A 12660-nucleotide genomic window follows, 5' to 3' on the forward strand; every position below is an offset into this window, starting at 1 on the left:
GGAGAAAGAAGCAATGGCAGAAGTACTCGTGCTCGTCGAGCACGCCGAGGGCGCGCTGAAGAAGGTCAGCATCGAGCTCATCACCGCGGCGCGTGCGCTCGGTGAGCCCGCCGCTGTCGTCACCGGTCCCGCCGGCACCGCCGACAAGCTGCAGGACGCGCTCGCCGCGGCCGGTGCCGCCAAGGTCTACGCCGCCGAGTCCGACGACATCGACGGCTACCTGGTGACCCCGAAGGTCGACGTGCTGGCCTCGCTCGTCGAGTCCGCCGGTCCCGCCGCCGTGCTCACCGCCGCGAGCGTCGAGGGCAAGGAGGTGTCGGGCCGCCTCGCCGCGCGCATCGGCTCCGGCCTGCTCGTCGACGTCATCGACGTCAAGGCCGACGGCTCCGCCGTCCACTCCATCTTCGGTGGCGCGTTCACCGTCGACGCCAAGGCCAACGGTGAGGTCCCGGTCATCTCCGTCCGCCCGGGTGCCGTCGAGGCGCAGCCGCAGGCCGGTGCCGCCGAGCGCGTCGCCGTCGAGGTGCCGGCTCAGGAGGAGTCCGCCGTCAAGGTCACCTCGCGTGAGCCCGTCGTCGGCGGCGACCGCCCCGAGCTCACCGAGGCCTCGATCGTCGTCTCCGGTGGCCGCGGCGTCGGCTCGGCCGACAAGTTCTCGGTCGTCGAGGAACTGGCCGACTCGCTCGGTGCCGCCGTCGGCGCCTCGCGTGCCGCCGTCGACTCGGGCTACTACCCGGGGCAGTTCCAGGTCGGCCAGACCGGCAAGACGGTCTCGCCGCAGCTGTACGTCGCGCTCGGCATCTCCGGTGCCATCCAGCACCGCGCCGGCATGCAGACCTCGAAGACCATCGTCGCGGTCAACAAGGACGAAGAGGCCCCGATCTTCGAGATCGCGGACTTCGGCGTCGTGGGCGACCTGTTCAACGTCGCTCCGCAGCTGACCGAAGAGGTCAAGAAGCACAAGGGCTGATCCCGTAGCCCGATCGCAGCCCCGCTCCGGCATGCCGGAGCGGGGCTGCGCCGTATCCGATGGTGCCGACGAAAGGTGTTCACCGCCGGTGCATTCCGGCGTCATCGTGATGGTGCCGGGCGGCCGCACCCGTCCGATACACCTGCACCATGACCACAACGTCGGTGTTGGCCCCTCCGCGTTTCCACTCCGTGCCGGTGCTCTCCGGACCGCGCTATTCCCTGACCGTCTCCACCGATCCCGGACACCGCGAGGCCGCGCAACGCCTGCGCCGCCGCGTGTTCGCCGCCGAACCCGGGTTCCGGTTGCCTGCCGGCTCCGGTGACCTCGACGAGGACCGGTTCGACGAGTTCTGCGACCACCTGCTCGTCCACGACCACGAGACCGGCACCGTGGTCGGCTGCTATCGCATGCTGCCGCCCGACGCCGCACGCGCCGCAGGGGGCTACTACACCGCCACCGAATTCGACCTGACCGTCCTGGACCCCCACGGCCTGGGCGCGGTCGAGATGGGCCGGGCCTGCGTCGACCCGGCACACCGCTCCGGGACCGTGCTGACCCTGATGTGGGCGGGCATCCTGCGATATCTGGAACTGACCGGCCACACCTGGGTCTTCGGTTGCGTGTCGGTTCCGATGTGCGCGCAGCCCGGTGAGGAGCCCGGCGCCAACGTCCTCGCGGTGCGCGACCTCCTCCTCGCCCGGCACGCCGCGACACCCGAGCGGCGGGTGCGCCCGCTGCGCCCCGTACCGGCCACCGACCCGTCCGGCCGAGCCGCACTGCCGCCGCTGCTGCGCGGCTATCTCCGGCTCGGTGCCCGGATCTGCGGCGAACCCGCCCACGACCCGGACTTCGGGGTCGCGGACTTCGTGGCGTTGCTGAGCCTCCACGACGCCGACGCACGCTACCTGTCCAGGCTGCGGAGCGCCGCGGAACAGGCCGACCGGGCGGCGGTCCCGGCGTGAGCGCCCGAGCCCACCCCTGGATGCCGCACAGCCCGTGCGGGACGGGGTGCCTGCCGCGCCACGCCGACCGTGTGAGTCTTCTCACATACGCCGGGCGGTGGCTCGTCGTGCTCGTCGCCCTGGCCGGGGCGCCGGCCCTCGCCGCAGGCCGTCTGCTGCCCGCTGCCGCCCGCATCGCGCTGGTGCAGCGCTGCTCGCGGGCGTTGCTGCGCTGTGCCGGCCTGCGGCTGACGGTCACCGACCTGCGACACCGCGGCGAACGCGACACCGGACGCGAGACGGGCGTCCTCGTCGTCGCGCCGCACGTGTCGTGGACCGACGTGCTGGTGCTCACCGCGATCGCACCGTCGGGGTTCGTTGCCCGCGCCGACCTACTCGGATGGGGCGCGCTCGGCACCCTCGCCCGGCGCATGCGGGTCATCCCCATCGAGCGCGAGAACCTGCGGGACCTGCCCGAGGTCGTCGCGCGGATCCGCACGCGACTGCAGCTCGGCGACCGGGTCACGGTCTTCCCCGAGGGCACCACGTGGTGCGGGCGGGCGCACGGTCGATTCCGCGCCGCGCTGTTCCAGGCCGCCGTCGACGCCGAATGCCCCGTTCAGCCCGTGCGCCTGCGCTACCTCGACGGCACCGGCGCCGTCGGTACCGCCCCCGCGTTCGTCGGGGACGACACGATCGGCGCGGCGATCCGCCGGATGCTGCGCCACCGCGGCACCGTCGCCGACGTCGTGCTCGCACCGCTCCAACCTCCGGGCACCGACCGTCACGACCTGGCGGCACGGTGCGAACGTGCGGTACGCGGCGAGCCGAGTGCGACGTCGGTCACGCTCGCTGTCGCGACGTCGGCCACGGTCGCGGTCGCCGGGTAGCGAGCGGGCGAGACCCCGACGCGGCACCCGCTATCCTGGACCGGTCATGACCTTGCCCAGCGCCGGCGCATCCGGCTCCCCGAAGACCGTGTACCTCGACCACGCCGCGACCACGCCGATGCTGCCTGCGGCGATCGAGGCGATGACGCAGGTCTTCACGACGGTCGGCAACGCTTCGTCGCTGCACGGTTCCGGGCGCGCCGCGCGCCGCCGCATCGAGGAGGCTCGCGAATCCATCGCCGCCGATCTCGGCGCCCGCCCGTCGGAGGTGCTGTTCGTCTCCGGCGGCACCGAGGGCGACAACCTCGCGGTCAAGGGCATCTTCTGGGGCCGTCGCGCGCAGGATCCGCGACGGAATCGGGTGATCGCAAGCGCAGTCGAGCACCATGCCGTGCTCGACGCGGTCGAGTGGCTTGTCGAACACGAGAACGCCGAGGTGACGTGGCTGCCCGTGGACGCGGACGGTCGCGTCCACCCGGAGGCGCTGCGGGCCGCACTGGCCGAGCATGCGAACGAGACCGCGCTGGTGACGGTCATGTGGGCCAACAACGAGGTCGGCACCGTGATGCCGATCCCCGAACTCGCTGCTGTGGCCGCCGAGTTCGACGTGCCGATCCACAGCGACGCGGTGCAGGCCGTGGCGCACCTACCCGTCGATTTCGCGGCGAGCGGTCTGTCCGCAATGACCGTCGCGGCGCACAAGTTCGGGGGCCCGCAGGGTGTCGGTGCGCTGCTGCTGGGCCGTCAGGTGCCGTGCGTGCCGCTCGCCCACGGTGGGGGGCACGAACGCGACATTCGTTCGGGTACGCAGGACACCGCGTCCATCGTCGGCATGGCCGCGGCGCTGCGCGCGGCGACCGCCGACCTCGAGGCGACCGCCGCCGGACTCGGTGTGCTGCGCGCTGCGCTCGTCGCCGGAATCGAGGATGCGGTCCCCGGGGCGGTCCTCAACGGACCTCGCGGCGCGGACCGGCTGCCCGGTAACGTGCACTTCACTTTCCCCGGCTGCGAAGGGGATTCGCTGCTGATGTTGTTGGATGCGGCAGGAATCGAATGCTCCACCGGGTCGGCGTGCACGGCCGGTGTCGCCCGGGCGAGCCATGTGCTCCTCGCGATGGGTGCCGATCCGCGTACCGCACGCGGATCGTTGCGGTTCTCGTTGGGGCACACCTCGACTCGGGCCGACGTGGACGCGGTGATCGCGGCTCTGCCGCGGGTGGTGGAACGGGCGCGCGCCGCCGGATTGGCGAGCGCTGCCGGTCGTGGAGGTGACGGACGATGAGGATTCTCGCGGCGATGAGCGGCGGTGTGGACTCGGCGGTGGCCGCGGCCCGCGCCGTCGATGCCGGACACGAGGTCGTCGGTGTGCACCTGGCGTTGTCGACTGCGCCGGGCACGCTGCGCACGGGCTCGCGCGGTTGCTGCTCGAAGGAGGACGCCGGTGACGCCCGGCGCGCCGCCGATGTGCTTGGAATACCCTTCTACGTCTGGGATTTCGCCGATCGATTCAAGGAAGACGTGATCGACGACTTCGTCGCCTCGTACGCGGCGGGGCAGACTCCCAACCCGTGCCTGCGATGCAACGAGAAGATCAAGTTCGCGGCGCTCGCGGACCGTGCCGTCGCGCTCGGCTTCGACGCGGTCGCGACCGGGCACTACGCGCAGTTGAAGGACGGGGTGCTGCGCCGCGCCGTCGACGCGGACAAGGACCAGTCGTACGTCCTCGGGGTGCTCACCGCCGAGCAGTTGTCGCGGGCGATGTTCCCGGTGGGGGACACCCCCAAGGATCTGATCCGTGCCGAGGCCGCCGACCGTGGGCTGGCCGTCGCGAACAAGCCGGACAGCCACGACATCTGCTTCATCCCTTCGGGCGACACCCGCGCGTTCCTCGGTGCCCGCATCGGGGTGCGGCCCGGCAAGGTCGTCGACGTGGACTCCGGTGCGGTGCTCGCCGAACACGAAGGGGTGCACGGCTTCACGATCGGTCAGCGCAAGGGTCTCGGCATCGCCGGACCGGGTGCGGACGGTCGTCCCCGCTACGTCACCGAGATCGACCCGGAGAGCGGCACCGTGAAGGTGGGTTCGGCCGAGCATCTGCAGGTGGGCTCGATCACCGCCGAACGCGCGGTGTGGACCTCGGGTGCCGCACCGGAGGGCCCGATCGAATGCGTCGTGCAGGTCCGCGCCCACGGCGGCATCGCCCCCGCGGTCGCCGAGGCCGTCGGCACCGGCATCGAGATCGCGCTGCGCGAACCGCTCACAGGTGTCGCCGCCGGTCAGGCCGCCGTGCTGTACCGCCCGGATCCGGCCGGGGACATCGTCGTGGGCAGCGGGACCATCGCCGCCGCGGCCGGCGCCCGGTGACCCCGGACCCGGGAGGTTCCGGAAGCTGGACGGGCGCCGCCACCGGAATCGGATCGTGGCCCGGTGCGGACGCGCGTGAGTCCGCGGCGGTGATCCTCGGTGAACTCGCCGCGCTCCCGCACCTCGTCGAACTGCCCGCACGCGGTCTCGGCGCAGACATGATCGGCCGTGCGAGCGCGCTGCTCGTGGACCTGCACCTCGACGGCACCACCACGGGCTATCGGCTCACCGGTCGTCGCGGCGCGATCGCCGCCCGGGCCGAGGACTTGCTGCGCCAGGATCTCGACGCGTTCGAAGAAGCTTGGGAAAACGCGGGTTTCGGCTCCGGTCACACCGTAAAGGTGCAGTCGGCGGGCCCGCTGACCCTCGCCGCGCACACCGAACTCACCACCGGCAAGCGTGTCCTCACCGATCCCGGTGCGGTACGCGACCTGTCGGAATCGCTGGGGGAGGGCCTGTCCCGGCACGCCGCCGAGGTCACTCGCCGGACCGGCGCGGCGGTCGTGGTCCAGCTCGACGAACCGGCCCTGCCGGACGTGCTGGCCGGAACCCTGAAGGGCCGAACGGTTCTCGAAACCGTCGCCGCGGTGCCCGAACCGGAGGCCCAGCACGTGCTGGACACCACGATCGAGGCGACGCGGCGATCGGTCGCCGTGCACTGCTGCGCCGGGAGCATTCCGACCGCGCTGCTGCGGGCCGGCGCCGCGGACGCGGTCGCGCTCGACCTCGCCCGGGTGGCGGCCGCCGACCTCGACGGCATCGGCGAACTTCTCGACTCCGGCACCACCCTGCTGCTCGGTCTGGTCCCCGCGACCGCGCCGGCCACACCGCCGACGTGGCGGCAGGTCGCGGCACCGGCGGTGACCCTGATCGACCGGCTCGGCTTCCCCCGGACGGTGCTGCGCTCGGTTGCCGTGACCCCCGCGTGCGGGCTCGCCGGTGCGGATCCGGCGTGGGCGCGCGCGGCGCTGCGCCTGACCCGCGACGTGGCCGCGGCGTTCGCCGAGGACCCGGAATCCCTCTGATCGCCCGACCCGAGCGGCCGGGAACTGTCGGCGGCCTCGACTAGGCTTGCGGGCTGTGAGCGAATCGACGGACGCTGTCAGTGAATCGACCAGCGCAGCCATCACCGCACCTCCCGAGGCACGTGAGCGCTGGCAACAGCTCGCCGAGGAAGTGCGCGAGCATCAGTTCCGCTATTACGTGCGCGACGCCCCGACCATCTCCGACGGCGCGTTCGATCAGCTGCTGGGCGAACTGAACGCGCTCGAGGAGCAGTACTCGGAACTGCGCACGCCGGATTCTCCGACCCAGCTCGTCGGCGGCGGCTTCGCGACCGACTTCACCGCCGTCGACCACCTCGAACGGATGCTCAGCCTCGACAACGTCTTCACCGAGGACGAGCTGCGTGGGTGGCTCGCCCGCGTCGGATCCGAGACGGGCAACGACCTGCACTATCTGTGCGAGGTCAAGATCGACGGTGTCGCCCTCAATGTCGTCTACGAGAACGGCAGGCTGGTGCGCGCGGCGACCCGCGGCGACGGCCGCACCGGCGAGGAGGTCACGCTCAATGCCCTGACCATCGACGACATCCCCGAACGGATCACGGGCACCGACGAATTCCCGGTCCCCACGGTGCTCGAGGTGCGCGGTGAGGTGTTCTTCCGGCTCGAGGACTTCCAGGCGCTCAACGCGAGCCTGGTCGCAGAAGGCAAGGCGCCGTTCGCGAATCCGCGCAACTCCGCTGCCGGCTCGCTGCGGCAGAAGAATCCGGCGGTCACCGCCAGGCGCCGGCTCGGCATGATCTGCCACGGCTTCGGGCGCCTCGAAGGATTCGAACCCGCCTCCCAATCCGAGGCGTACACCGCGCTCGCGGCGTGGGGTCTGCCCGTGTCCCCGCACACCGTCCGCGTGCAGGGCGCCGACGCGGTCGTCGAGCGGATGCGGTACTGGGGTGAGCACCGCCACGACATCGAGCACGAGATCGACGGCCTCGTCGTCAAGGTCGACGAGATGTCGCTGCACCGGCGCCTCGGCGCGACCTCCCGTGCACCGCGCTGGGCGATCGCCTACAAGTACCCGCCGGAGGAGGTCACCACCAAGCTCCTCGACATCCGCGTGAGCGTCGGCCGCACCGGCCGTGTCACGCCGTTCGCGTACATGGAACCGGTGACGGTCGCGGGGTCGACGGTGTCGTTGGCGACGCTGCACAACGCGTCCGAGGTGGCCCGCAAGGGCGTGCTCATCGGCGACACCGTGGTGCTGCGCAAGGCGGGGGACGTGATTCCGGAGGTCCTCGGTCCGGTCGTCGACCTGCGCGACGGTACCGAGCGTGAATTCGTGATGCCTGCCGAATGCCCCGAGTGCGCAACACCTCTCGCGCCGGCGAAGGAATCCGACGTCGATGTGCGCTGCCCCAATCAGCAGTACTGCCCGGCGCAGTTGCGCGAACGTGTGTTCCACGTGGCCGGGCGCGGCGCGTTCGACATCGAGGCCCTCGGCTACGAGGCGTCGACGGCACTGATCACCTCCGGTGCGATCGGCAACGAGGGCGACCTGTTCACACTCACACCCGACGACCTGATGACCACGTCCATCTTCCGCACCGCCAAGGGTGCGCTGTCGAAGAACGGCGAGCGGCTGCTCGAGAATCTCGAACGCGCGAAGGACAAGCCGCTGTGGCGCGTGCTCGTCGCGCTGTCCATCCGGCACGTCGGACCCACCGCGGCGCGGGCACTGGCCACCGAGTTCGGCAGCCTCGAGCGGATCCGGGCCGCCTCCGTGGACGAACTCGCCGCCGTCGAGGGTGTCGGCCCGACGATCGCCGCGTCCGTCGGCGAGTGGTTCGCAGTGGACTGGCACGTCGAGATCGTCGACAAGTGGGCGGCCGCGGGTGTCCGCATGGAGGACGAACGCGACGAATCGGTGGAGCGGAATCTCGAGGGGCTGTCGATCGTCGTCACCGGCAGCCTCGACGGGTTCTCCCGCGACCAGGCGAAAGAGGCCATCCTCCTGCGCGGCGGCAAGGCCGCCGGGTCGGTGTCGAAGAAGACCGCGTTCGTGGTGATCGGCGACGCCCCCGGATCGAAGGCCGACAAGGCTGCTGAACTGGGAGTTCCGATTCTCGACGAAGCGGGGTTCCGCACGCTGCTCGAGTTCGGCCCGGACGCGGTGACCGCCGCAGGGGACGACGAAGACGACTGAGTGTGGCGAGGATCGCGCTCCGGCGTTTTGGGCGCCCGTGGGATCGGCTGTCATAGTGCACAAATGATCGAAATCAGACGTGTGAGCTCGGACGAGTACGAGACCGTCGGCGACCTCACCGTCGACGTGTACGTCGGCGGCGGCTTCGTCGAGCCCGACGATCCGTATGTCGGGCGGCTGCGCGACACCGCCGCCCGCGACGCTCAGGGCGAGGTCGTCGTCGCGGTTGCGGACGGCGAGATCGTCGGGTCGCTGACCCTCGCCGAACCGACGTCGCGGCTGTCGGACATCGCCGAGAAGGGCGAACTCGAACTGCGGATGCTCGCGGTCGCGCCGCAGGCCCGCCGCCGCGGCGTCGGTTCGGCGCTGGTGCGGTACGCCCTCGACGCCGCATACGAGCGCGGGGACCGCGCCGTGGTGATCTCGACGGCACCGGCCATGGTCGATGCCCGGCGCATCTACGACCGGAACGGATTCGTTCCGGTCGCAGAGCGCAACTGGGTGCCGGTGCCCGGAGTCCAGCTGACCGCGATGGTGCGTGACCTGGTCTGACCCGGTCCGGCCCGCAGGATCAGCCCAGTACGGTGCCGATGATGCCGGCGAGGTAGCCGACCCGCGCCACCTCGGACGGGCGGAACTCCGGCCCGCCCGGACGGCCGAGCATGAGCACCCGGGTGGGGGAGCCGAGCGGGGCGGCGGCGAGCGTCGTGTCCATCTGCCGCCACACCGCGGGAACCCATGCGGCTTCGTGATCGAGCAGTTGCGGCTTCTCGAGCGGCATCCACGGCAGATTCAACGCGTGGGTTTCCGGAGCACCGGGGCTACCCGCCACCCGGTAGGGGCCGTTCGGGCCGATGGCGATCACGGTCGCCCAGCCGACGCGCAGCACGCGCGGCGCGCCGTCGGCGAGGATCTGGAGGCGGCCGTCGCGCGCGGCGGCGACCTGATCGATCAGTTCGAGTTCGCGGTGGGTGTCGAGCATGCCCGCGTACGGCCGGATGGAATCGACGGTGACACCGTCGAGCGCTTCGGCCGCGGTGATGAGCGTGTCGGGAAGTTTGCCGGGTTCGACGTCGACGACGAGATCGTCGATGGCGAAGTCGGCGCCGCGCTCGACGACGTCGAGCGACAGGATGTCCGCGCCGACCGATCCGAGGGCGACGGCGAGCGCGCCGAGGCTACCGGGCCGATCGGGTAGCTGGACACGCAGAAGGTACGACACGTGCGTCCTTTCACCTATGGGCCGATCCGAGTGCATGCCGGATTCGGCGCACCTTGTTTCGAGGCCGCAAGGCGACCCCCGACTGCGACCATCCTGTCACCTTCGCGACCCTCCCGGTGCACGGATTTTGGACGAAACGGGCAGCTTTGTCGCAAATCCGCCGGTCGGGGACGGGCGTGAAACACGATTGGAACGCGCGTTTCGCGCATCGGAAACGGTTCGGCCGCCTTCGACGGCCCGCACAGGAGGCCGATCCGGGCACGCACTACGCTGGATGCGACGTTCGTTCTCCATGAAAGGGGTCACCGAAGGTGCCTGCCATCTCCCGTGACGAGGTCGCGCACCTCGCCCGGCTGTCCCGGCTCGCGCTGTCCGACGCCGAACTCGACGAGTTCGCCGGCCAGCTGGATTCGATCCTCAGCCACGTGAAGGCGGTGTCGGAAGTGGCTGCGGATGACGTGGCGCCGATGGCCAACCCGAACGCGGTGACCAATGTGACCCGCCCCGATGTCGTGGTGCCGGGCCTGACCCCGGACGAAGCACTCTCGGGTGCACCGGTTGTCGAGGAAGGCCGATTCTCGGTTCCGCAGATCTTGGGAGAGGGCGAATGAGCAGCGAACTGACCCGCCTGTCCGCCGCCGACCTGGCATCTCGGATCCACGCCGGTGAGGTGTCCTCGGTCGAGGTCACCCGGGCCCATCTCGACCGGATCGGCGAGGTCGACGGCGAATACCACGCGTTCCTGCACGTCGCCGGTGAGCAGGCGCTCGCCGCGGCCGCCGACGTCGACCGTGCGGTCGCTGCCGGCGACGCCCCGGTCTCCCCGCTCGCGGGTGTGCCGATCGCACTCAAGGACGTGTTCACCACCACGGACATGCCCACCACGTGCGCGTCGAAGATCCTCGAGGGCTGGGTCGCGCCGTACGACGCGACGCTGACCACCAAGCTGCGGCAGGCCGGCATCCCGATCCTCGGCAAGACCAACATGGACGAGTTCGCGATGGGCTCGTCCACCGAGAACTCCGCATACGGTCCGACCCGCAACCCGTGGGACACCAGCCGCATCCCGGGCGGTTCCGGTGGTGGCTCGGCCGCGGCGCTCGCGTCGTACCAGGCGCCGCTCGCGATCGGCACCGACACCGGCGGTTCGATCCGCCAGCCGGCGGCCGTCACCGCAACCGTCGGGACCAAGCCGACCTACGGCACCGTGTCCCGCTACGGACTGGTCGCGTGCGCGTCGTCGCTGGACCAGGGCGGCCCGTGCGGACGTACCGTCCTCGACACCGCCCTCCTGCACGAGGTCATCGCCGGACACGATCCGCGCGACTCCACCTCCGTCGACGCAGCGGTCCGCCCGGTCGTGGAGGCTGCCCGTCAGGGCGCCGCCGGCGACCTGAAGGGCCTGCGCGTCGGAGTCGTGAAGGAACTGCACTCGGACAGCTACCAGCCTGGCGTCATCGCGTCGTTCGACGCGGCGGTCGAGACCCTGACCAAGCTCGGCGCCGAGGTCGTCGAGGTGTCCTGCCCGCACTTCGAGTACGCGCTGGCCTCCTACTACCTGATCCTGCCGTCCGAGGTCTCCTCGAACCTCGCGCGTTTCGACGCGATGCGTTACGGCCTGCGCGTCGACGACGGCACCATGAGCGCCGAGCAGGTCATGGCCGCCACCCGCGCCGCCGGTTTCGGCAAGGAAGTCAAGCGGCGCATCATGATCGGCACCTACGCACTGTCGTCGGGCTACTATGACGCCTACTACGGTCAGGCCCTGAAGGTCCGTTCGCTCATCGCGCAGGACTTCGACAAGGCGTACGAGCAGGTCGACGTCCTGGTGTCGCCGACGAGCCCGTTCACGCCGTGGAAGATCGGCGAGAAGGTCGACGATCCGCTGGCGATGTACCTGTCCGACCTGTGCACGCTGCCGACCAACCTGGCCGGACACTGCGCGATGTCGGTGCCGTCCGGCGTGTCCGACGACGACGGCCTGCCCGTCGGACTGCAGATCATGGCGCCGGCGCTCGCCGACGAGCGCCTGTACCGCGTCGGTGCGGCCTTCGAGGCCGCGCGCGGCCCGGTCCTGGTCTGACCCGAACCAGCCCCACCGACTCGAACCAGCCATGCCGGGCCCGGAACCGTACGGTTCCGGGCCCGTCGTGTGTCCGCCTGCGTGACTGCGCCCTGTCTGCCATTATGGGACGCATTGTCCGCGAAGGGGGAATCGCGTGAACCAGGTGGAAGTTTCGGCGGGGACCATCGAATACGAGGACACCGGTGGCGACGGCCCGGTGTTGGTGTTCATCCACGGGCTGCTCATGGACGGGACCGGGTGGCGGCACGTGGTCGGGGAATTGCGTGGCCGATACCGGTGCATCCTGCCGACCTGGCCGCTCGGTTCACACCGGAAGCCGATGCACCCGGACGCGGACCTGACGCTGATCGGAATGGGCCGCCTGATCGGGGAATTCCTCGACGCCCTCGACCTGCGCGAGGTCACGCTGGTCCAGAACGACTGGGGCGGCGCCCAGATCTTCCTCGCCGTCGCGAACCCCGAACGCGTGTCGCGGCTCGTGCTCACCGCGTGCGAGGCGTTCGACAACTATCCACCCGGACCCGTCAGGCTGCTGCTTCCGTTGGCCCGGATGCCCGGCGGATTCCGGGTGCTGATGACGGTATTGGGTACCAGGCTGGGACGGCGCGGCCCCGGCACGTGGGGATGGATGAGCAAACGGCCGGTGCCCGAAGAGGTCTACGACGCCTGGTTCCGGCCGGCCAGGGTCGATCGGGAGGTGCGGCGCGATGCCGCGAAGTACGCGGTGTCGGCGCCGCCGAAGAGGGAACTGCTCGACCTCGCAGCGAAGTCCGCGGAGTTCACCGGGCCGGTGCTGATCGTGTGGGCGACCGAGGACCGGATGATGCCCCGCGACCACGGACGCCGTCTCGCCGAGCTGTTCCCGGACTCCCGCCTCGTCGAGATCGACGACAGTTACACGCTGCTGGCCGAGGACCAGCCGGAGAAGCTGACCGCGGCGATCGGGGACTTCCTGGCGGCCACCGACACCTGAGGACGGC

At 70.8% G+C, this 12660-nt stretch carries 12 protein-coding genes; 11 read left to right on the plus strand and 1 reads right to left on the minus strand.

Annotated features, from left to right (window positions below; translation table 11 throughout):
* Nucleotides 1–13 precede the first annotated feature (13 nt).
* From RZ1_RS13515 to RZ1_RS13550, 8 genes are all read left to right on the plus strand, one after another.
* A complete protein-coding gene (locus RZ1_RS13515) occupies nucleotides 14–970 on the plus strand; it encodes an electron transfer flavoprotein subunit alpha/FixB family protein (protein ID WP_072812588.1) in 957 nt (318 codons plus the stop codon).
* Between the two features lie 149 nt (nucleotides 971–1119).
* Nucleotides 1120–1935 (plus strand): GNAT family N-acetyltransferase, encoded by an 816-nt coding sequence (locus RZ1_RS13520; RefSeq protein WP_072812590.1) that lies wholly within the window; start codon nucleotides 1120–1122, stop codon nucleotides 1933–1935.
* A gap of 20 nt (nucleotides 1936–1955) precedes the next feature.
* A complete protein-coding gene (locus tag RZ1_RS13525; protein ID WP_169917954.1) occupies nucleotides 1956–2804 on the plus strand; it encodes a lysophospholipid acyltransferase family protein in 849 nt (282 codons plus the stop codon).
* Between the two features lie 46 nt (nucleotides 2805–2850).
* On the plus strand, nucleotides 2851–4086 hold the full coding sequence (locus RZ1_RS13530) for a cysteine desulfurase family protein (RefSeq protein WP_072812594.1): 1236 nt from the start codon (nucleotides 2851–2853) through the stop codon (nucleotides 4084–4086).
* The gene (gene mnmA, locus RZ1_RS13535; protein WP_072812596.1) at nucleotides 4083–5168 is read left to right on the plus strand and encodes a tRNA 2-thiouridine(34) synthase MnmA; all 1086 of its coding nucleotides are present in this window, start codon (nucleotides 4083–4085) and stop codon (nucleotides 5166–5168) included. The genes RZ1_RS13530 and mnmA overlap by 4 nt, the downstream gene beginning before the upstream one ends.
* A complete protein-coding gene (locus RZ1_RS13540; RefSeq protein WP_072812599.1) occupies nucleotides 5165–6193 on the plus strand; it encodes a uroporphyrinogen decarboxylase/cobalamine-independent methonine synthase family protein in 1029 nt (342 codons plus the stop codon). The genes mnmA and RZ1_RS13540 overlap by 4 nt, the downstream gene beginning before the upstream one ends.
* A 55-nt stretch (nucleotides 6194–6248) precedes the next feature.
* A complete protein-coding gene (gene ligA, locus RZ1_RS13545) occupies nucleotides 6249–8372 on the plus strand; it encodes an NAD-dependent DNA ligase LigA (RefSeq protein WP_083583680.1) in 2124 nt (707 codons plus the stop codon).
* Between the two features lie 63 nt (nucleotides 8373–8435).
* Nucleotides 8436–8924, plus strand: coding sequence for a GNAT family N-acetyltransferase (locus tag RZ1_RS13550; RefSeq protein ID WP_072812601.1), 489 nt, complete (start codon nucleotides 8436–8438; stop codon nucleotides 8922–8924).
* A gap of 19 nt (nucleotides 8925–8943) precedes the next feature.
* Here the strand turns inward: RZ1_RS13550 and RZ1_RS13555 are convergent, their stop codons facing one another.
* The gene (locus tag RZ1_RS13555; protein WP_072812602.1) at nucleotides 8944–9594 is read right to left on the minus strand and encodes an ACT domain-containing protein; all 651 of its coding nucleotides are present in this window, start codon (nucleotides 9592–9594) and stop codon (nucleotides 8944–8946) included.
* Between the two features lie 311 nt (nucleotides 9595–9905).
* Here RZ1_RS13555 and gatC point away from each other — a divergent pair, with 311 nt between their 5' ends.
* From gatC to RZ1_RS13570, 3 genes are all read left to right on the plus strand, one after another.
* The gene (gene gatC / locus RZ1_RS13560) at nucleotides 9906–10205 is read left to right on the plus strand and encodes an Asp-tRNA(Asn)/Glu-tRNA(Gln) amidotransferase subunit GatC (protein ID WP_068156706.1); all 300 of its coding nucleotides are present in this window, start codon (nucleotides 9906–9908) and stop codon (nucleotides 10203–10205) included.
* On the plus strand, nucleotides 10202–11677 hold the full coding sequence (gene gatA / locus RZ1_RS13565) for an Asp-tRNA(Asn)/Glu-tRNA(Gln) amidotransferase subunit GatA (protein WP_072812604.1): 1476 nt from the start codon (nucleotides 10202–10204) through the stop codon (nucleotides 11675–11677). The genes gatC and gatA overlap by 4 nt, the downstream gene beginning before the upstream one ends.
* A 136-nt stretch (nucleotides 11678–11813) precedes the next feature.
* Entirely contained in the window at nucleotides 11814–12653 is an 840-nt protein-coding gene (locus tag RZ1_RS13570; RefSeq protein WP_072812606.1) for an alpha/beta fold hydrolase, read from the plus strand.
* Nucleotides 12654–12660: the final 7 nt, after the last annotated feature.

Origin of the sequence: Rhodococcus zopfii NBRC 100606 = JCM 9919, assembly GCF_001895025.1 — a bacterium.
GTDB lineage: Bacteria > Actinomycetota > Actinomycetes > Mycobacteriales > Mycobacteriaceae > Rhodococcus > Rhodococcus zopfii.